This is a genomic window from Flavobacterium sp. ZE23DGlu08 (genome assembly GCF_030505335.1).
Classification (GTDB): domain Bacteria; phylum Bacteroidota; class Bacteroidia; order Flavobacteriales; family Flavobacteriaceae; genus Flavobacterium; species Flavobacterium algoritolerans.
The window spans coordinates 259591-280410 of record NZ_CP130045.1; the positions used below are offsets into that span (position 1 = coordinate 259591).

Below are 20820 nucleotides of genomic sequence, written 5' to 3' on the forward strand. Positions count from 1 at the left end.
AATGCCAGACTTCCAAACAAATAAACAACAAATCTTCAATGCGTATTAAAAGGTATAGGTAATTTTGCCTTTCATAAAAAAAGGTGTTCCGGGAGTAAAATGAATCTCTTCTACACTCTCTGGTTCATTTTGCAACCTGGATTCTGTTGCAAACTGGGTTTCATTCCATTCTGTATCAAAAATATTCTCTACTGCAATTCCGAAATTGATATTCTTACATTGATAATTAACATTTAAATCTGAAATAAAATAACCTTTGGCTACAATAGAATTATCTTCATTTGCCGGACAATTTTTTAAGTAACGATACCTAATTCCTCCTGAAAAACCATTCACTTTTTGAAAACTTAATCCTCCAGTAGTGGTGAAATCTGGCGCAAGCGGAATGTAATCCTGACCTTTTGGTTCATCAATACTTCTGGCGTAGGTATAATTTGCATCAGCATCAAAATATAACCAGTCATTCAGTTGGTACCGTAAACCAAGCTCTGCTCCCATACGTTTTGATTTTCCGCTTGGCTCAATGATTCCGGCATCACCCACGTAAACAAACTCCTGTTCCAAAAATAAATACCACAAAGCTGAATTGACGATTAATTTTGGAAATGGTTTCCAAATGGTACCAACATCTGTTCCTATTGCAGTTGGCAAAATTTGTTTTCCACTGTTTTCAACTACAACACGGGCATCATTCGAATGGAAACCCATTCCTGATTTTACAAAAAACTGCAAATTGTTATTTTGTGAATAAATGAAATTCAGTTTTGGTGAAAACTTAACTTTAGATTCTGATTGTGTTTTGTAATTCTGCATCAATTTATCTTGATAATTGAACTTGAAATAATCCAATCGAATTGCAGGATTAATCATCAGTTTCCCAAAATTGAATTCTGAATTCAAATAGGTAAACAAATTAGACTCATCAATATCTCCCAATTTTATATTTTCAAGAACTGTTCTTCTGTTCAAAGTATGTGAAAGCTCCGTATCTGTTGTCGCATCAGCACGAAATCCTCCACCAAACTGTAACAAAACATCCACCTCATTTAATTTGATTTTCTTATTCAACTCCGCATTCATCCCGTATATATCACGGTTTTCTTTTTGTTTAATTTGGTCTCCGTTTATTGGATCTTCCAAAAAGAACGTAAAATTAGAATACAATTCAAATTGATAATTCGAATAAAAAGCATTCGCTTTCAAGAACGTATTTTCATCAATTGGTTTACTCAAACTCGCACTGAAATTAGTTCTGGAAGTATTCCCTCCTTCGGTATCATCTACGGAACCAAATCTTGAAATCGTTCCATTATCAATCAAACGTTGCGGAATTTGTCCCGAAGCATCCCATTTGCTTGAAAAGCGTGAAGCCAAGATTGAAAACTTGCTATTATCACTTAAAATAGCTGAATATTTACCCAACAGATTGACCCTATTAAAATTTTGGGGGGAATCAAAAGGACCATCTGTTAGAATATATTCTGTAGCAATGTAGGCACTTTGTGTTTTTTGGTTTCCCAAAAGATTGAACAATCCTACTGTTCTCATGGTGTTGAATTGTCCTATTTCAAGACCTATACTGCTTTTTTCTATTTTATCTTTAGTTTGGAAAGCAACGTATCCTGCTGTAGCAAAATCCCCTTTGTTAGCATAATACGTTCCTTTTCCAAAATCTATTTTTTCTACCGTTTCCGGAATTACAAAATGCAAATCAGCATAGCCCTGACCATGTGCGTGAGAAATCATATTTACTGGCATTCCATCAACTGAAATGGCAATATCCGTTCCGTGATCAATATCAAAACCTCTCAAAAATATTTGTTCTGCTTTTCCTCCACCGGCATGTTGCCCGATGAATAATCCCGGTACTTTTCGCAAAATTTCCTGCGAAGAGTTTACCGGAGTCGTTTGCAAATCTATTTTAGAAATGACATTCATTGCCGATAGTTTCGGTTGGATAACTATTTCATTTAATCTAAATATATCATCTTCCAGAATGATTATATCATCCGAAGAAACAATAGTGAAATTTGACTTTTTATATCCTAAAGCGGTTATTTTGATAACATCTCCTAAAACCGTTTTATCTAAACTGAACAATCCAAATTCATTAGTATGAGCATGGCTTTCAGAATTTGTATTCACTAAATAGGCATTTTCAACAGGATTCCCATCACTATCCAACACTTTTCCTTTTTGGATTTGGCCATAGGAAGACAACCCAAAAAGGGTAATCATCACTAAAATAATATTTTTCATACGCTATAATTGATTTACCTTTTTGTCAAAATTAGGTCCCAATTCATACAAACTGGACAGTAATTCTTCCTTAATAGGTTTCGCTTTGAGCGCTAAATTATTTGATTTGTATATCATTGCCAAGTGGTATTGTACCTTTGGTTCAAAGGATTTTCCAACCACATGATTCTGAGCAATTTCTAATGCTTTTTTATTTTCACCTACATTTAGATAGGCCCAAGCCAATAAATCATAGGAATCAGCAGTGGGTCTGTGTTCTACTTCTATTTTGGCAATTTCTAATGCTTTTGAAGCTGTTTTTTTGTCATCGGCATAAATCAAAGCATTGTATTTATTGTACATCGCGCCATAATTATTTTTCTCCATCATAGAAAAATAAGCGTTTCTATTTCTTACTTCATTGGTTTTATCTCCTTTAAATTGGGCAATTTGAGATTTCAACAAATAAAAATCTGGAGTATTATGAGTAACAGCTATAGCATCAATAATTCTATTTGCCTCATTTATATTTCTTTCTTTAGAGAAAACTATCCAAGCAATTCCTTTTAAAGCATAGGAATAATTAGGATCTAAAGCTAATGTTTTTAGGAAACTGTCATACGATTCCTGAATTCTTCCCGCATGACCGTAAAAATCTCCAAGGTTTGAGTAAGACCAAATTTTAAGTCCTTTGTTATCGTCTTTTTCAGCAATATCTCTCGCTTTTTCCATGAAAGTTATGGCTGTATCCAAATCTCCTTTGTGATCGTTCCATTTTGCCAAGCGAATCAAATAATCAAAACTATTCATGTCTCTAATGGCATTCAGATTTTTAACCGCTTCCGGATAATTTCCTAATTCCATTTGAACGTCGAACAATAATTTTTGGGTTTCTTTTTTTCCTTCGCCTATTGCTAATGCTTTATTAGCTAACTCCAACGCTTCTTTGAAACGGTGTTGTGAAATGTAATTTCTTGCTAATGATCGAATCGTTGATACTCTGGAATAATCATACGCTTCGTTTGATTTTGTCAATAACTCTTCCGTTTTATATAGGTTTTTAATGTTTCCTGTATATTCGAAAAGCATGTTGTAATTTGATGCTAATTGACTTAAATAACTGATTTGGTTTGGAGCTGCATCAAATTTTTTCTGCCAAAAATCAATTTCTTTGTATGCAAAAGTCAGTGATTTATTTTCCTTTAAAGTCAAATATTTATTATAGTCTTCAGCCTTTGTAATTTGTTCTGATTTAGTCTCGCAACCGAATATAAATAGGATTGTGAAAACTAAAAATGATATTGTTTTTAAAGTTTTCATACTCTAATTGTTTTGTTTGTTTGTTTGTTTGTTTGTTTGTTTGTTTGTTTGTTTGTTTGTTTGTTTGTTTGTTTGTTTGTTTGTTTGTTTGTTTGTTTGTTTGTTTGTTTGTTTGTTTGTTTGTTTGTTTGTTGTAATAAAAAAAACAGAGCGAAAATTGTTGCAAGCGCTCTGTTTTTTTTTTAGAAAATATTACCAAGCAGAAGCTAAGTAAGGGAAAGTTGTACCAAATGCTTTATCATTTGCATTTACATTATCTTTAGTAAGACCTGGGTTAGAAGTACCAGCTGAACCACCAAAAATTAATAATAATTCAACATCAATTACATCATCTGCCAAAGCTCTACCAGTTAAGATATTAGTTCCGTCAAAGAAAGTCGTTTTTGCTGTTTTAGAAACTCCTAATACATCTGTAGCCAAAAGACCTGTAAGCTGAGCAGCTGTTTGTCCTAAAGCATTAGTAGTATATGCAGAATTCAAAGCTAATAATCTAGATTGAAAAATAGGTTGATATTTAGCTCCCATTGCCGAAGGAATTGCAGCATTAAAATCATCTTTAGGTTGCCCTGAAGCAACGAATACAGTATTGATTGCCGGTCTTGCCATTTGATCTTGCTGAACATAAGTTCCTGAAAAATCTAGGCTTACAGAACCACCGTTTGAATCGTCATTATCACAATTTACTGAAACAACTGCAGCTACTAGCGCGATTGTTATAATTTTGAATTTATTTGTTTTACTCATGATCTTTATATTTTAAGTGTTTTGGAAATCGTAAATATTCGATTTCATGTTTTTACTTTTTTAATAAAATAATTATTGTTTTTTCTTAGTTTCAGCCCAAACATTTATTGTGCTTGAAGAACCTAACATTGTTTTTGGAACTTCTACTACAATTGACATTACATTAGTTCCTGCAAATGTATCAACACCCGGATTATTAAATCCTGAAGCAGTTCCTCCAAGGATTGCTTTAAATTGACCTAAATCAAAGAAGAAAGGATCGTCTCTTGGTCCTGCGAAAAATTTCATTCCGTTTTGCTCAGCAGTTAAAGCTGTTGCACCATAAGTAGAAATTGTAACATTTCCTGTAGCAGCAGTCGTTTTAACTGTACTTGATGTTCCTGTTGTTCCCGGAGCAACTGGTCCGAAGAAATACATTTTGTCATCTCTCTTGATTGCTTGAATCACTAAGTCTTCAACATTGTCACCTGTGTTATCAATATTGATCTCAACCATTACATTTTCTTTAAATGTAGCAGCACCTGTAGCATTAGGACTTAACAATCCTTGAGTGTTTACTGCAAATACTAAATTACTTGTGTTTTGACCTTGGAAGGCGTACACATCAGTAATATCACCCGCATCGCCAGACATTGTAGCCGGAGCATCTATGTGATCCGCTGCTACTAATATTAAGCCCGAAATCGCCACTAGCGATAGACCTAAAATCATTTTTGTTTTTTTCATTTTGTTATAAATTAAAAGGTTATAAAGGCATTTACGGGAAAGTGTTTCTTTTGGTTTTAAAAATCTTAATAAAAAATCAATTAAATATTTAAATAATTGATAATCAATTACTTAAATACTTAAATAAAATATAATTATTTTAGTTTTAATTTTTTTATTATCTTGACAATCATTAAATCAATCATTTCTAAATAAGATTGTATAAGTTTGTATAAGTAAAATAGTAAGATATGAGTCAAGAAGAGTTATTAGTATTAATTTATAAGAAAGACGAAAGGGCATTTACGCATCTATATGATATGTATTCCAAAAGTTTATTTTCGGTTATAAATGTTCTCGTAAAAAACAGAGAAGAAGCAGAAGACGTGCTTCAGGAAGTATTTGTAAAAATTTGGAAGAATATTGATTCTTACCATGAGAGCAAAGGAAGATTCTACACTTGGATCCTGAATATTGCCAGAAATACTTCTATAGATAAACTGCGTTCAAAAAATTTTAATAACAGTCAAAAAAACCTTTCTACAGATAATTTCGTAAATCACTTTGAAGACAGTTCTAAACTAGTCGACAAAATGGATACTATTGGATTGCAAGAGTTTGTAAAAAGACTAAAACCAAAATGTATTCAAATAATAGATTTACTGTTTTTTAAAGGCTATACCCAACAAGAAGCTTCTGATGAATTGGCAATTCCTTTGGGAACAGTAAAAACACAAAATAGAAATTGTATTAATGACTTAAGAAATTATTTGAAAGTATAATGGAAACAAAAGAATATATAGAATCAGGAATCCTGGAGCTTTATGTTTACGGTTTACTAAGTGAACCCGAAAACGAACAAGTAAGCACCATGGCGAAAAACAGCCCGGAAATTAACGACGAAATTATAGCGATAGAAAAAGCCATTGTTGCTTTATCATCTAGCTTTTCACCGTTTCATTCTGTGGCTAATTATGAAAAAATTAAAGCTAAACTGGAACTCAAACATGCTAAAGTAATCGAGTTACAGCCTACCAGCAATTGGTCACAATATGTTGGTTGGGCAGCAGCAATTCTATTATTGGTTGGTATTGGATATCAATACAATCAATTAGATGAAACTACTACGCAAGTAGCCAATACTGAAGTTGAGAAAGCTAAATTAGAGAAAGAATTTAATGTCTTAAAATTAAAAAACACGGCTAACGAAACGAGTTTAGCGGTTGTAAGAGACACTAAAAATACTGTTGTAGCACTTGGTGGACAAGTAGTTGCTCCAGAATCTTTTGCAAAAGTATATTGGAATCAAGATACTAAAGTAGTCTATATTGATGCAGCAGGTTTACCTGAGCCACCAGAAGGAATGGTTTATCAGGTTTGGGCATTAAAATTAAGCCCGTTGACTCCTACAAGCATTGGATTATTGGAAAACTTTGATGCAAATGAGCAAAAATTATTTGCTGTGAATAATGCTAATGAAGCAGAAGCTTTTGGAATCACACTTGAGCCAAAAGGTGGAAGCTTAACTCCTACAATGGAACAATTATATACATTAGGAAAAGTGTAAATCATCTCTTTTTCTGTAATACTAAAAAAGGTTCAACTTTACAGTTGAACCTTTTTTTATGGAAATAACTCAAGAACTATTTCAAGCAATTATATTATATTATCGTACCCAATACCAAATAATTCCCGGATCTGAATTGCCACAACAACCTAACCATGGTGCAGGACTAAAACCATTAGTTGAAACTAAAGTTCCCCACCAATCACCGTTAGCATCATTACTTGTCGTAATAGCTCCTTGTGAACCCTGAGAATACCATGGCATTATTTGTTCTATTCCACTTCCTTGATAAGACCAAGAATCAAATTTTGTATTTAAAGTAATATCTGTTTGAGTATTATTAGTATTTACAAAACTATATGCTTGATTTGCTGTCCAAATTCCTCCCCATCGCCCTCGTGTTGTTGCATCTATCATATATTGAAAACCACTGCTGCTCTTTTTAAGATAATCTGCATAAGCAATGATGGAATATTGTCCGTTAATCGTTGGAGCCGTTTCATTTCTTAAAATAGCATTATTCCCATCCCAACCTGAACCATTATTATTACACATTATCAACGTCCAGCCACCGCCGTCAGTAGTCATATCAGCATAAATCTGAAAAGGAGTTCCTCCATTTATATTTGGATTTGTAATCCAATACAATCCATCTGCAGCGCTTGGATAATCGGCTTTTATTTGTAAAGCATTCACTCCCGCTGATGCTGCTGATAATCCATCGTTGGATTTAGTAGAAACTGCTTGACCGTATTTAGTTAATGAATTGCTTGTGGCCAATGCCCCATTTTTATTAATATAATTAAAATCAGTATCCGAAATTTGACCATTATTTGTTAAAACAGAAACTGCATTTACTGTTAAAGTAGCACTTATGGAATCCCCAAAATGAGTCGCATCCCCTGCTTGACTAGCCGTGATTGTAGTGCTTCCTGCTCCTACAATTGTTACAGTTGTTCCACTGATGGTTGCTACAGCAGTATTACTACTTGCATAAGTAATAGCACCAGTGCTAATACTAGTTGGTGGTGTAATTGTATAAGAACCATCGAAATACGTTTTTATTTGTAAATTAAAATTGCTTAAATTGGGATTGTTCAGTACGGTTACAGTCACACTATTGGAAACAGAACAGCCTTCATTAGCAGAGTAACCAGTAACTTGATACGTGGTCGTTTCTGTTGGGCTCACTGTTAATGTTTCGCCGGCTACCATTGGTTGTCCATAAATATTGTAGTAAGAAGCAGTACTTTTTTCAATGGCTTCTCTGTTTGAATCAGATAATACAGAATTGAAAACAAATATATCAGCCACATCAGCATCTGAAGGTTCACTTTCATTAATCCTTAAACCATTTGGTCCAGTAGATCCTCCATTTGTATTAACCGTTTTAGAAATCCCGTTTTCAAAAATTGTTGAAGCACTACCAGTTCCTGTTGCTGTATATACAAATGGATTGTTGTCTGCTGATATCCCACCAGGTTGAGAAACCCAACCATCAAAATAAGCTTGACTTTTACTTCCATTCCACCAACCTAACAACCAGTTATTGTTATTAGCATTTAGAACTCGACCCCTACTCGGACCTGTTTGTTTTGCGGCATATACTACTGTATATGGAGGTGTAAAATTTACATTATTTTTTATGTTTTGTCCGGTGTTAAATCTTAAAATAGGTTTATTATTCAATCCATTATAAACATACAGTGGTTGTGCACCAACAGAAGATGGCATCATATCATTTCCATTCCCGGATTGATCGTAAAGTTTTACACAGTAACCTGCCGAAACACCCAGCCAAGTACTAATTGTAGCTGTATCTAAATCAGTATTTATAAATCCAAAATCAGCTTCCGTATTGTCACTATCGCGTCTCAAGCGAACCGCAAATCCAGTATAATCAGATCGTAGTAAACGAAGACCAACCGCTAGCTTACAGGTTGGAACTTGATCCAAAGGTGTAGTCAAACCTGTACCCCACAAATAAGTACTGGCTCCAGAAGCAGTCAGTGTAATTGAATCTCCTGAATTAAGACTAGCTGATGCTGGAGTAATAATAACTGTAGACAAAGTCTCAATTGTCACAGCACCCGAAATAGCACTGGTAACTGGCAATCCTAACAATCCTGAAACAACAACATAATAATACGTAGTGCCATTAACTGTAGTTGGCGGAATAAAAGTAGCTCCAGTAGCACCCGCTATTAAAGTTCCTCCGCTTGTACTGGAACTAGAATTACTGTACCATTGATAAATTAGATTTTGCCCCGAAGCCTGAACGCTCAAAGGGGTTGCCGTTGTTCCTACACATTCTAAATGAGTTGAAGAGGAAGGATTAATCACTATTGCTGTAGTGCACAAAGTCATGGCGATTCCATAATAAGTGCCTTGATTGCATTCTAATGACAGTCGAATAGTAGAAGCATTTAAAGATGAGAATCCTATTGCTTCGCTTTGTAATATCGATCCTCCACTATTACCACCATCGTAATTGCCTATAAATACTTGAGTTAAGTTATCGGTTCGAGTGCTAATGGACAAAACCATGGCTTGATTAACCGGAGCCAGAGATTCAGCAGTTGTTTTTGGGATTCCATCTTTCCATATTGCAAGCGGATAAACATTAGAATGAAATGTAGTACCTCCAGATTCCAATATACCTCCTATTCTTGGACTTCCCTCTAGAATGGTATGATAACTCGGCCAATTCATACTTTCTGATTTTATCACCGATGTGATACTGGCTAAACTTAATGATCCCGAATAAACTAACCCTTTATTTCCTGAAAAATCGATAGCTACTCTAGTTCCAATGTATTTAAAAGTGCCATTAAATACAATTTTGGGTTGAACGTTATTATCTGTTTTAATCAAATTCCTTCCATTTCCACTTTGGTCATACCAAATAGTTACAAAAGCATCATTTGAACCTACAAAAGCCAATAACGTTGTTGTATCTAAATCTCCATTACTATCAAAACCAATATCCTGTGTGGCATTATCAGTACTGCGGCGAACTTGTATAGCACTGCCAACATAAGAAGTACTTAATTTCCTCAAACTATAGGCAACTGCTGCAGGTGTGCCGCCAGTCAGTCCTAAATTGTCTAAAGTATTTTGTGCATAACCCTCTAAAGTGGCAACGATCAAAAAAAAGAAAAATATTTTTTTATAAAACTTCATGATATAACTGTATTAGAAGCTATTTATTAATAAAAATAATCAAATTGAATTCTATCGTTTACCGATAATGTGTATGAGCCATTATTAGCAGGAATATAAGTTAATGTAGTTCCTGTCCAGCTATACGCTGAGTTACTAATTCGAATACCATTCACATACATTTTTACTTTACTATTTGTAGATGGCGCTTGAGACAAAGTGAAATTTATTACAGCTGCAGTTGCGGTAAATTCATCTGCAATCTCTCTCACAGGGACAGCTCCAGTTGAAACTGTTCCGTCCGCCATTAAATATTGAGACGCGGTACCACTTGGTATTTTATATCCTGCTGCAGTTAAATTACCACTTGTTTTAACATCTGTAATAGCACTAAAAGAACCACTTCCATCAGAGCCTAATTGAATCGTATTAGATGCAGTTACGATTGCATTTGCACCAATGGCAACTGAATTTGTAATTCCATCAGAACCAACATCTGCATTATTACCAATAGCTGTATTTTGTGAACCTGAAATATTATTTAACAAAGTTGAACCTCCAATGGAAACATTATTCCCACCAGAAACATTATTAGACAGTGCTATATATCCAAGTGCAGTATTTCCATTTCCGTTATCATTCAATGCTAAAGCTCCTCTACCTATTCCGGTATTTGCGTAACCAGCATTACTTTCTAAAGCTCCAAGTCCAATTGCTGTATTTGAGTTTTCATTAAACTTACCTCTTCCGATAGTAACTCCATTAATAGTCGCATCTGAACTAAAAATTTTAGTCCCAGCAATAGTTTGATTCGTAGTTAAATCAACAAAATTAGTACTTGTATTTGCACTCACAGTTGCAATAGCATCAGTAACAAATTCAGTTGTAGCAATTTGTGTAGTAGAAATTCCTGCTGTAGCAGTTGGTGCCGATGGTGCTCCTGTAAAGGTTGGTGATTCCAAAGGCGCTTTTAAATCTAAATCTGCATTCGAAGCTTTTGTATCCAATGCAGTTTGAGTCGCTGCAGAAACTGGTTTGTTTGCATCACTTGTATTGTCTACATCTCCTAATCCAACCATTACTGCTGTCACTCCAGAAACAGTTCCGGTAAATGTTGGTGATTCCAAAGGTGCTTTTAAATCTAAATCTGCATTCGAAGCTTTTGTATCCAATGCCGTTTGCGTCGCTGTAGAAACTGGTTTGTTTACATCACTTGTATTGTCCACATCTCCTAATCCAACCATTACTGCTGTCACTCCAGAAACTGTCCCAGTAAATGTTGGTGATTCCAAAGGTGCTTTTAGATCTAAATCTGCATTCGAAGCTTTTGTATCCAATGCCGTTTGCGTCGCTGCAGAAACTGGTTTGTTTACATCACTTGTATTGTCTACATCTCCTAATCCAACCATTACTGCTGTCACTCCAGAAACTGTCCCGGTAAATGTTGGTGATTCCAAAGGTGCTTTTAGGTCTAATAAAGTTTGGCTTAAAGTAATTGATGCTGCTAGATTTGTGGCTAAAGTCGTTTCAGCAGTAGTTGCTCTATTTGTTTCTGTAGTAATTGCAGTTGCATTTATTCCTTCCGCTAAAGTTGCTCTGTTAGTTTCAGTCACCAAATTTGCAGCGATAGTATTTTCAGCAGTTGTTGCTCTGGTAACTTCAATTGTTAAAGCTGTTGAATTCGATGAAGCGCTAGCATCAACATAGGTTTTTGTTGCTTTTTCTGTTGGGAATTTCACATCTGAATTCGTTGCAAATGTTCCATCAGTGCTTTTATTTACAGAGGCTTCTTTTGTCGCTTCTACAGTTGTAGCACGAGTTATTTCAGTGGATAGATTCGTGGCTAAAGTTGTTTCCGCAGTAGTTGCTCTGGTTGTTTCAGTCACCAAATTCGCAGCTAAAGTTGTTTCCGATGTGGTTGCTCTTGTCGTCTCTGTAGTAATTGCAGTTGCATTAACTCCTTCGGCTAAAGTTGCTCTGTTGGTTTCAGTAACCAAATTTGAAGCGATATTATTTTCAGCAATAGTTGCTCTGGTAATTTCAGTAGCCAAAGCTATAGAACTTGATGAAGCAATCGCATCAACATAGGTTTTTGTCGCTTTTTCTGTTGGGAATTTCACATCTGAATTAGCTACAAATGTTCCATCCGTACTTTTATTTGCTGCAGCTTCTTTTGTCGCTTCAGCTGTTGTGGCACGAGTTATTTCAGTAGCTAGATTCGTTGTTAAAGTTATTTCTGCATTAGTAGCTCTATTGGTTTCTGTCGTAATTGCAGTTGCATTTATTCCTTCTGCTAAAGTTGCTCTATTCGTTTCAGTAACCAAATTTGCAGCAATAGTATTTTCAGCAGTTGTTGCTCTGGTCACTTCAGTAGCCAAAGCTGTTGAATTCGATGAAGCACTCGCATCAACATAAGTTTTTGTCGCTTTTTCTGTTGGGAATTTCACATCTGAATTTGTTGTAAATGTTCCATCAGTGCTTTTATTTGCTGTAGCTTCTTTTGTTGATTCTACTGCTGTTGCGCGAGTTATTTCAGTAGCTAGATTCGTTGTTAAAGTTATTTCAGCTGAAGTTGCTCTGTTGGTTTCAGTCACCAAATTCGCAGCGATACCATTTTCAGCAGTTGTAGCTCTTGTTGTTTCTGTTGCAATTGCTGTAGCATTTATTCCTTCCGCTAAAGTTGCTCTGTTAATCTCAGTAACCAAATTCGCAGCGATACCATTTTCCGCAGCTGTTGCTCTGGTTACTTCAGTTGCTAAAGCTGTTGAGTTTGATAATGCACTCGCATCAACATAAGTTTTTGTCGCTTTCTCTGTTGGGAATTTCACATCTGAATTCGTTGTAAATGTTCCATCAGTACTTTTATTTGCTGAAGCTTCTTTTGTCGCTTCTGCTGTTGTAGCACGAGTTATTTCAGTGGCTAGATTAGTAGCTAAAGTAGTTTCAGCAGTAGTTGCTCTTGTCGTCTCTGTAGTAATTGCAGTTGCATTAACTCCTTCGGCTAAAGTTGCTCTGTTGGTTTCAGTAACCAAATTTGCAGCGATAGTATTTTCAGCAGTTGTTGCTCTTGCAACTTCAATTGTTAAAGCTGTTGAATTCGATGAAGCGCTAGCATCAACATAGGTTTTTGTTGCTTTTTCTGTTGGGAATTTCACATCTGAATTCGTTGCAAATGTTCCATCAGTACTTTTATTTGCTGCAGCTTCTTTTGTTAATTCTGCTGTTGTGGCACGAGTTATTTCAGTAGCTAGATTCGTAGCTAAAGTTGTTTCTGCAGTAGTTGCTCTGTTGGTTTCAGTAACCAAATTTGAAGCGATAGCATTTTCAGCAATAGTTGCTCTGGTTACTTCAGTTGCTAAAGCTGTTGAATTGGATGAAGCACTCGCATCAACATAGGTTTTTGTTGCTTTTTCTGTTGGGAATTTCACATCTGAATTCGTTGCAAATGTTCCATCAGTGCTTTTATTTGCTGCAGCTTCTTTAGTAGCTTCAACTGTTGTGGCACGAGTTATTTCAGTGGCTAGATTCGTGGCTAAAGTCGTTTCCGCAATAGTTGCTCTATTTGTTTCTGTAGCAATTGCTGTTGCATTTACTCCTTCCGCTAAAGTTGCTCTGTTGGTTTCAGTAACCAAATTTGAAGCGATACCATTTTCAGCAGTAGTTGCTCTGGTCACTTCAGTTGCCAAAGCTGTTGAATTCGATGAAGCACTCGCATCAACGTAGGTTTTTGTCGCTTTCTCTGTTGGGAATTTCACATCTGAATTCGTTGCAAATGTTCCATCAGTACTTTTATTTGCTGCAGCTTCTTTTGTCGCTTCAGCTGTTGTCGCACGAGTTATTTCAGTGGCTAGATTCGTAGCTAAAGTTGTTTCAGTAGTAGTTGCTCTGTTGGTTTCAGTCACCAAATTCGCAGCGATACCATTTTCAGCAGTAGTTGCTCTGGTGGTTTCTGTCGTAATTGCAGTTGCATTTATTCCTTCTGCTAAAGTTGCTCTGTTGGTTTCAGTAACTAAATTTGCAGCAATGGTATTTTCAGCAGTTGTGGCTCTCGCAACTTCTGTTGCCAAAGCAGTTAAATTAGATGAAGCACTAGCATCAACATAGGTTTTTGTCGCTTTTTCTGTTGGGAATTTTACATCTGAATTCGTTGCAAATGTTCCATCAGTACTTTTATTTGCTGCAGCTTCTTTTGTCGCTTCAGCTGTTGTCGCACGAGTTATTTCAGTAGCTAGATTCGTTGTTAAAGTTGTTTCAGCCGTGGTTGCTCTATTCGTTTCAGTCACCAAATTCGCAGCGATACCATTTTCAGCAGTAGTTGCTCTGGTTACTTCAGTTGCTAAAGCTGTTGAATTCGATAAAACACTTGCATCAATATAGGTCTTAACTTGGAAAAACCAGTCAAATTGACCATCCTATTCCAGTGCAAATTGACCACCAGTTTCGGAGCAAACTGACCACCACTTTCCAGTTCAAATTGACCACCTAATTTTGGGGTACAATTGATCATCAAAAACTACTTACTTTTTCATGTTGTTAGCACCATACATTCGTTAAAAAAAGACGGATTATGGCAAACAAAATAACAGACATGAGTAAAATTAGAAAAGCAATTAAGTTCTACTGTAACGGAAAAAGTAAGTTATTCATAAGTAAGTACTTATCTCTTTCTAGAAATACGGTAAAGAAGTATATTTCTTTATTTGAAGTGCTAGGATTAAGTTTTGAAGTAATTAGTGAAAAAACTGATGCTGAGTTAGAACTTTTGTTCTCACACACTACCGTGGAATCAATCAGTCCCAAACTGCAGCTTCTTTATGATTTTTTTCCTAAAATGGAACGCGAACTAAAAAAAGTTGGCGTTACCATACAGCACATGTGGGAGCAATATATTGTCCTAAATCCTAATGGTTACCGAAGCTCGCAATTTGGACATCATTATAAAATATGGAGCAAACGAGTCAATCCAGTGATGCACATGAATCACAAAGCGGGTGATAAAATGTATGTGGATTATGCTGGAAAAACACTCTCCATCATTGATAAAGACACGGGAGAAATTAAAGAAGTACAATTTTTTGTAGCCATATTAGGAGCCAGTCAATACACCTATGCCGAAGCTTCCATGAGCCAACAAAAGGAAGATTTTGTTACATCGGTAGAAAATGCTATGCGTTTTTTTGAAGGTACTCCTGCGGCAATTGTTCCGGATAATTTAAAATCTGCAGTGATAAAAAGCAGTCGTTTTGAACCCACCATTAATGAAACCTTGGCTGATTTAGCCGAACATTACCAAACTACAATCTTGCCTGCCAGGGCTTATAAACCCCGAGACAAATCATTGGTTGAAGGAGCTGTTAAGATCTTGTATCGAAGGATTTATGTAAATCTAAAAGAAACTAAATTCTTTTCTCTGGAAGAATTAAACCAGCAAATATGGGATTTATTGGATGCTCATAACAGTCGAAAACTCACAGGACGTCCGTACTCTCGGATAGAATTATTTTTAGAAGATGAACAACAAAAACTAAGTCCATTACCACAAGAACGTTTTGAAATCAAATACCAATCCTTTGCAACAGTAATGCAAAATGGGCATGTTCAATTAAGTCAGGACAAAAATTACTATAGCGTTCCGTATCAATATGTCAAGAAAAAAGCGAAACTATTGTATACCAAATCAACGGTAGAGATCTATCACAAATACAATCGAATAGCCATCCATCCAAGGAATTACAAACCTTATATCTATACCACAATCCCGGAACATATGGCTAGCACGCATCAATTTGTAGCTCAGTGGAGTGCTGCCCGCTTCATTGATTGGGCCAGTAGTATTGACGAGTCAGTAGCAGAATATATTATGCAAATAATTGAAAGTAGAAACCATCCTGAACAGGCTTATAAAAGTTGTTTGGGAATATTAAACTTCGAGAAAAAGGTAGGGAAAGAGCGATTAATAAATGCCTGTAAGCGGGCACTTGATTTTAAAATTTACAATTTTAAGACCATTCAAAATATTTTAGAAAACAACTTAGATCATATCGAATTTGAACAAGAACCTGAGCAGGAACTTCCAATTCACGCTAACATAAGAGGAAAACAGTATTATAATTAAATTAAAACACAGTAATCATGAATGAATCCACAGTAACAAAAATGAAACAAATGAAGCTTTACGGCATGCACAATGCTTTTAAAACAGCCATTGAAAGCGGAAAAACAGACCATTACACGCTCGATCAGTTTGTATCGATGCTTATTGATGCCGAATGGGATGAAAGGCACAATCGGCGTATTGCCCGCAGTATCACCAACGCCCGATTCCATTACAAATCAAATATTGAAAGTATCAATTTTGACCAAACCCGTAATCTGGATCGAAATACCATACTGCGTCTGGCAGAATGTGAATTTGTCGAAAAAAATGAAAACATTTTAATAACGGGAAGCACTGGTGTAGGCAAAAGTTATTTAGGCACAGCATTAGGTTATCAAGCCTGTATCCAAGGTTTTAAAGTAAGTTATTTTAATACTTCGAAGCTGTTTGCTAAATTAAAAATGGCCAAAGCAGATGGTTCTTACCTGAGAGAATTGGCCAAAATAGAACGGCAAGATGTTATTATATTAGACGATTTTGGACTCCAAGCTTTGGATAGCAGTAACCGAATTACCCTTTTAGAGATCATTGAAGACAGGCATAATAACGGTTCTATCATTGTAACCTCACAAATCCCAGTGCAAGGCTGGTATGACATCATTGGAGAAAAAACCATAGCTGATGCAATTTTGGATAGGCTGATACATCAATCTCATCGACTCGAATTACATGGAGAATCTATGAGAAAAAAAAGAGGGATAAACAAAGGATAATATTTAAGTATATTTGAACACTAATTAACAGATGAAAAAGAGTAGTTTTTAATGAAAAATGGGGTGGTCATTTTGCCCCGGAATTGGGTGGTCATTTTGAATTGGAATCAGGTGCTCACTTTAAATTGGAATTGGGTGGTCAATATCACTGGAATTTGCAGTCTCGATCACCTTTTCCACGGTAGTATTGTTCAATTCCAAACTTACCTTAGTTTTTTGCGCATAAGAAGTATTGGCTCGAATAGTAAACATGGCGACCAAAAGAAGTAGAGTAGTTAGTTTCAATTTTAGGTCATTTTGGAACAACGGAAATTGTCTTCCGCTATTCTTTGGTTTTTTTTTCATAATTTTGTTAATTGATTGTATTTAATCTGTTAGGTTCAATCACTTATTCAATCGGAAATTGTTCGCAGCTCTTTCCGATTTTTTTATTTTTCTTCTTTCAATTTTTCATACTAGTTCATTGGTTTTAGTGGTTATTTAATTATTATTTTATTATTTTCTGTATTGTAATTAATGCCATGAATATCATTAAAGTAACTCATTACTTTTTCGATTGGTTCTTCAGCAAAACTGGCATTAAATTTTTCATTAGCTAATTTGCTATTGTGATTTTCAATTGTGACATTGTAGCGTCTTTCCAATTTTTTAGTTATGTTTCTAAAAGTCATATTTCTAAAAGTCAAGCCTCCTTGTATCCATGACGTGTATACTTCAGTAAGCACAGGCTTGGTGTCAATACGGTTGTCTTTTTTACTAAAACTACCTTTGAATCCTGGTTTTAAAATTGTGTTTTTCTGGGAGTCAAATTTTTCGGTTGCAGCCTGTAATCCTACGGAACCTTCTACCAAAACTACATCAGTAACATCATCTTCTGGATAATTAGAAACATTAAAATGAGTTCCTAAAACACGAATATTCAAGTTGTCAGCCCGAACTACAAAAGGATGTTGTTTATCTTTTGATACTTCAAAAAAAGCTTCTCCATCCAGAAAAACCTGTCTATTTTCACCGGATATAAATTGTACTGGATATTTCAATGTGGTTCCTGAATTTAAGTGCACGGTTGTTCCATCTGATAATTTCAGTTCAAATCGTTTCCCGTATGGAATTTTAATAGTATTATAAACCAAATTTTCCAATGCTGTTTTAGTATCGTAAATAATCTTATTCCCATTTTGATTTGCTACAACATTCCCTTTAGAATCGGTTACTTGAGATTTTTTGTTTTCAGAAATAACTTGAACATCTCCATTTGCTAATTGCAGAGTGATTGCATTAGGATCTATAATCACATCGTTTTTCTCTTGAAAGAAACCCTGCTGATAAGACCATCCAATTGATACTAAAACTAGAATTGATGCTGCAATAGAAAGGTATCGTAATACTGGAATCTTTTTCGTTTCGATTGTTGTTGCCTCTACTTCTTTTGCATCGATCAAAATTTTAGAAAAAATGGCATCAGCAGTAGTTTTATCTATTTCAGGAACTTCATCAGCCAATAATTGTATGTCTTCAACTGTGGGAAAATCATCAGTGAGTTTGTTTTGCCTGTAATAGCGAACAACTTCATTGCTTTCCTCCACATTGCATTGATTTAAAATAAATTTATGAAGTAATTTTTGTATTTCTGAATTTTCATTCATTCTGAATTGTTTTTTATGATGGCTTTATATAATACAGTTGAATTAGTCTTGACTACTACTCTAACTTTGTAAATTTTTTAAATTTAACATGAAATAATTTTTAAAAATCAATTTTTAAAACATAAAACTATGTTAATGAGCATTTTAATTGAAATCAAAGATGTGGTGATTTTTTTGAAATAAATGCAAAAAAATCACTCATAGAGAGTGATTACTTTTTTTAAGGATTTTATGATTTATAGTACTCGGTCATGAAGCTGAAAAAATAACCGTAATGATTCGAGTGCTTTACTCATTTGGCTTTTAACAGTATTTACAGAAATTCCTAATTCTTGACTTATTTCTTCGTAGGTTTTCCCTTGTTTACGCGACATTTTAAAAATTTGTTTGCGTTTGGGCGGAAGTTGTTTTATAGCTTCTTTTTTTAATTTTTTGCAATCAGATTCCCTCACTGAGTAATCGCCTTGATCGTATGATTTCTGACTGCTATAAAAAATTTCTTCTTTGAGAATTTCATCGTTAGATGCTTTATTCAAAGAATTAAATGCTTGGTTTCTGGCAATGGTAAATAAGTAGGATTTAAAAGATTGCTCGATATTAAGATTTTCTCTATGCAACCAAACTTTCAAAAAGACTTCTTGTACATTCTCTTCGGCAAGATCCATAGATTTAAGAAGACTTATACTATATCCATAAATGTCTTGATAATAGAGATCAAAAAGTTTACGAAATGCATTTTCGTTGTGATTTTTAAGTTCACTAACTAGTAACTGCTCGCTATAATTTTTTGTTTCTAACATTAATTTGATCACCCTTTAATTTACAGTTGATAATATTATTATTACCATAATTACAGTATATTAATTTATTGAAGAGTTGACAAATATATAAAAATATTATTTTTATAATTAATAAAATAAATGGATCAATTTATATTTAACAAAATAAAAATTAAAAACGAAATTATAATTAGCAATTTGACATAAATTGATAAAAAAGTATCAGTTAGCATGTCCAATCTAGATATGCTTAATAAAGTAAATCTTGGGTTAAGAATAAACTTAATGTATTCTATAGCTTTATTAAACAAATTATAAAGAACTCTAAAGCTTCTGATCTTTTAAAGAAAATGGTTCAAAATTGTCCCAAGAAGGAAGGGACCACTACTTCTATATATGTTTTTTAAAACACTGTAAATTTAATTTTTTACAGTGCTTTTTTTAGCTATATATACCGAAACGCACAATTTTATATTCCAAGTAAGCAACCAAATCAAAAGCATTTTTTGCTTTTAATGGAATCTAAAAATTATTGCTTTTATTTTGTGAAGCCATTATATGAAAGTGAAAATATTCATACTTTCGTAATAACTTCTCGCATGATGACAATTCATCGATAACACTCATTTGTGTTGAAATACCAAAAATTATAAAATCAATTTTCTGAAGTAACTTTATTTACAAAGATAAATTTCTAGAAAAGTCATTTTAAATATAAACTTATTTCACTAATACATAATCTCCTTGAGGAACACTCTTACAAGGTATTGACTCTGCTTTACATCCTGAGAATAAAATCAATACTATCAAAATTCCGATAATAGTAAAGCTATTTTTAAACGTTTTCATAGTTATTTTTCTTTTAAAATTATATTGATTAGTTTCCACTCATTCTCTATTGTCACGATATAAGTTCCTATTTCTAAATCTGGAAAAATGGCTTCTCCGTTTAAAATTTGTTTGGTCGAAACGGTTTCGCCATCAGCGGTTAGTACCACTGATACTCCTTCTTGAGTTGATGCCACTTTTATCGCACCATTTGCATCGCAAACAGCATCTTTTTTATAAAATAAAGTAGGAGCAGTTGTCGTGCTAACAGTAACCACGTAATCACTAAGGCTTGATTCGTCTTCGGAAAGCACTTCATAAGTTATTGTTGAAGAATAATCATCTGTAATTTCGCCCGATTTTTGAACTGCTTTATTTTTCAATAGTATTCCACCTTTACTCAGGGTAAATATTGGTTTTAATGTAGTTAAATCATAGCTGTCATGTAAGCTGATGTTGACTTTGCCACCGCTAATGGTTGATGAGACACTTTTTATATCCTGAAAATCAAACGTGAGGATTTCTGCCTTATCATTGAGCGAAGGTGCTGCAATACTGTAGGATTGAAATAAATTACCTTTGTGTTCATTTACTTCAAATGTTGTTTGCTTACTTACTGCCACAGTTTTATCAGTGGTACTATCATAGAGCATAAAGGATATTTTTTCTCCTTGTGTATTAGAAAACACGGTAAGGTAGGCATAGTAATTTCCCTTACTTTCAACATAAGTTACTCCACTTACACCTCTACAACTATTGCCAATAAATGCAGCCACTTTATCATTTTGAGCAATTAACTGTTTCCCATCCACATTGAGTTTTGCTACAAAAGTCATGGTGTACTGATAGTCATTCTCGTTGACTGACCAATTAGGAGGCTGAGCGAAAGCTACTTGCACGGAAAGGCAAAATAGGATTAATAACAATACTGTTTTTTTCATAAAAAAGATATTTATTCCGG

General features: G+C 34.6%; 15 protein-coding genes. 4 read left to right on the top strand and 11 right to left on the bottom strand.

The features are described 5' to 3' along the window. Positions 1-45: 45 nt before the first annotated feature. From Q1W72_RS01215 to Q1W72_RS01230, 4 genes are all read right to left on the bottom strand, one after another. The gene (locus tag Q1W72_RS01215) at positions 46-2259 is read right to left on the bottom strand and encodes a TonB-dependent receptor (RefSeq protein WP_302136865.1); all 2214 of its coding nucleotides are present in this window, start codon (positions 2257-2259) and stop codon (positions 46-48) included. A gap of 3 nt (positions 2260-2262) precedes the next feature. Then, positions 2263-3558: a tetratricopeptide repeat protein gene (locus tag Q1W72_RS01220; protein ID WP_099715283.1), complete on the bottom strand. Its 1296-nt coding sequence runs from the start codon at positions 3556-3558 to the stop codon at positions 2263-2265. Between the two features lie 192 nt (positions 3559-3750). Beyond that, positions 3751-4302 (bottom strand): DUF4331 family protein, encoded by a 552-nt coding sequence (locus Q1W72_RS01225; RefSeq protein WP_099715282.1) that lies wholly within the window; start codon positions 4300-4302, stop codon positions 3751-3753. 72 nt (positions 4303-4374) lie between these two features. Then, on the bottom strand, positions 4375-5028 hold the full coding sequence (locus tag Q1W72_RS01230; RefSeq protein ID WP_099715281.1) for a DUF4331 family protein: 654 nt from the start codon (positions 5026-5028) through the stop codon (positions 4375-4377). 230 nt (positions 5029-5258) lie between these two features. Here Q1W72_RS01230 and Q1W72_RS01235 point away from each other — a divergent pair, with 230 nt between their 5' ends. Both Q1W72_RS01235 and Q1W72_RS01240 read left to right on the top strand, forming a co-directional pair. Continuing rightward, positions 5259-5789, top strand: coding sequence for an RNA polymerase sigma factor (locus Q1W72_RS01235; protein WP_099715280.1), 531 nt, complete (start codon positions 5259-5261; stop codon positions 5787-5789). Beyond that, positions 5789-6574 carry an anti-sigma factor gene (locus Q1W72_RS01240; RefSeq protein WP_099715279.1) on the top strand — a complete coding sequence of 262 codons (786 nt, stop codon included), beginning with the start codon at positions 5789-5791 and terminating at the stop codon, positions 6572-6574. The genes Q1W72_RS01235 and Q1W72_RS01240 overlap by 1 nt, the downstream gene beginning before the upstream one ends. Before the next feature lie 99 nt (positions 6575-6673). Here the strand turns inward: Q1W72_RS01240 and Q1W72_RS01245 are convergent, their stop codons facing one another. Genes Q1W72_RS01245 through Q1W72_RS01255 form a run of 3 tightly spaced genes read right to left on the bottom strand, consistent with a single transcriptional unit; the run spans position 6674 to position 14243 of the window. Then, positions 6674-9757 (bottom strand): fibrinogen-like YCDxxxxGGGW domain-containing protein, encoded by a 3084-nt coding sequence (locus Q1W72_RS01245; protein WP_302136868.1) that lies wholly within the window; start codon positions 9755-9757, stop codon positions 6674-6676. Between the two features lie 26 nt (positions 9758-9783). Then, the gene (locus Q1W72_RS01250; protein WP_302136870.1) at positions 9784-14019 is read right to left on the bottom strand and encodes a hypothetical protein; all 4236 of its coding nucleotides are present in this window, start codon (positions 14017-14019) and stop codon (positions 9784-9786) included. Between the two features lie 53 nt (positions 14020-14072). Further along, entirely contained in the window at positions 14073-14243 is a 171-nt protein-coding gene (locus Q1W72_RS01255; RefSeq protein ID WP_302136872.1) for a hypothetical protein, read from the bottom strand. A gap of 60 nt (positions 14244-14303) precedes the next feature. Between Q1W72_RS01255 and istA the strand changes: the two genes are divergently transcribed. Together istA and istB are read left to right on the top strand one after the other, a co-directional pair. Then, entirely contained in the window at positions 14304-15851 is a 1548-nt protein-coding gene (gene istA / locus Q1W72_RS01260; RefSeq protein WP_158730039.1) for an IS21 family transposase, read from the top strand. Between the two features lie 17 nt (positions 15852-15868). Next, on the top strand, positions 15869-16606 hold the full coding sequence (gene istB / locus Q1W72_RS01265; RefSeq protein ID WP_113667236.1) for an IS21-like element helper ATPase IstB: 738 nt from the start codon (positions 15869-15871) through the stop codon (positions 16604-16606). Between the two features lie 120 nt (positions 16607-16726). Here istB and Q1W72_RS01270 read toward each other — a convergent pair whose 3' ends face one another. The 4 genes from Q1W72_RS01270 to Q1W72_RS01285 form a co-directional block, all read right to left on the bottom strand. Then, positions 16727-16951 (bottom strand): hypothetical protein, encoded by a 225-nt coding sequence (locus Q1W72_RS01270; protein ID WP_302136874.1) that lies wholly within the window; start codon positions 16949-16951, stop codon positions 16727-16729. A 131-nt stretch (positions 16952-17082) separates the two neighbouring features. Continuing rightward, positions 17083-18252 (bottom strand): FecR family protein, encoded by a 1170-nt coding sequence (locus Q1W72_RS01275; RefSeq protein WP_302136875.1) that lies wholly within the window; start codon positions 18250-18252, stop codon positions 17083-17085. A gap of 236 nt (positions 18253-18488) precedes the next feature. Then, the gene (locus Q1W72_RS01280) at positions 18489-19052 is read right to left on the bottom strand and encodes an RNA polymerase sigma factor (RefSeq protein WP_302136877.1); all 564 of its coding nucleotides are present in this window, start codon (positions 19050-19052) and stop codon (positions 18489-18491) included. An 830-nt stretch (positions 19053-19882) separates the two neighbouring features. Continuing rightward, positions 19883-20800: a hypothetical protein gene (locus Q1W72_RS01285; RefSeq protein WP_302136879.1), complete on the bottom strand. Its 918-nt coding sequence runs from the start codon at positions 20798-20800 to the stop codon at positions 19883-19885. Positions 20801-20820: the final 20 nt, after the last annotated feature.

Bases quoted from the DNA above. Each gene is read 5' to 3' on its own strand.
- Q1W72_RS01215 (WP_302136865.1), bottom strand. From the start codon at position 2,259: ATGAAAAATATTATTTTAGTGATGATTACCCTTTTTGGGTTGTCTTCC.
- Q1W72_RS01220 (WP_099715283.1), bottom strand. From the start codon at position 3,558: ATGAAAACTTTAAAAACAATATCATTTTTAGTTTTCACAATCCTATTT.
- Q1W72_RS01225 (WP_099715282.1), bottom strand. From the start codon at position 4,302: ATGAGTAAAACAAATAAATTCAAAATTATAACAATCGCGCTAGTAGCT.
- Q1W72_RS01230 (WP_099715281.1), bottom strand. From the start codon at position 5,028: ATGAAAAAAACAAAAATGATTTTAGGTCTATCGCTAGTGGCGATTTCG.
- Q1W72_RS01235 (WP_099715280.1), top strand. From the start codon at position 5,259: ATGAGTCAAGAAGAGTTATTAGTATTAATTTATAAGAAAGACGAAAGG.
- Q1W72_RS01240 (WP_099715279.1), top strand. From the start codon at position 5,789: ATGGAAACAAAAGAATATATAGAATCAGGAATCCTGGAGCTTTATGTT.
- Q1W72_RS01245 (WP_302136868.1), bottom strand. From the start codon at position 9,757: ATGAAGTTTTATAAAAAAATATTTTTCTTTTTTTTGATCGTTGCCACT.
- Q1W72_RS01255 (WP_302136872.1), bottom strand. From the start codon at position 14,243: ATGATCAATTGTACCCCAAAATTAGGTGGTCAATTTGAACTGGAAAGT.
- istA (WP_158730039.1), top strand. From the start codon at position 14,304: ATGGCAAACAAAATAACAGACATGAGTAAAATTAGAAAAGCAATTAAG.
- istB (WP_113667236.1), top strand. From the start codon at position 15,869: ATGAATGAATCCACAGTAACAAAAATGAAACAAATGAAGCTTTACGGC.
- Q1W72_RS01270 (WP_302136874.1), bottom strand. From the start codon at position 16,951: ATGAAAAAAAAACCAAAGAATAGCGGAAGACAATTTCCGTTGTTCCAA.
- Q1W72_RS01275 (WP_302136875.1), bottom strand. From the start codon at position 18,252: ATGAATGAAAATTCAGAAATACAAAAATTACTTCATAAATTTATTTTA.
- Q1W72_RS01280 (WP_302136877.1), bottom strand. From the start codon at position 19,052: ATGTTAGAAACAAAAAATTATAGCGAGCAGTTACTAGTTAGTGAACTT.
- Q1W72_RS01285 (WP_302136879.1), bottom strand. From the start codon at position 20,800: ATGAAAAAAACAGTATTGTTATTAATCCTATTTTGCCTTTCCGTGCAA.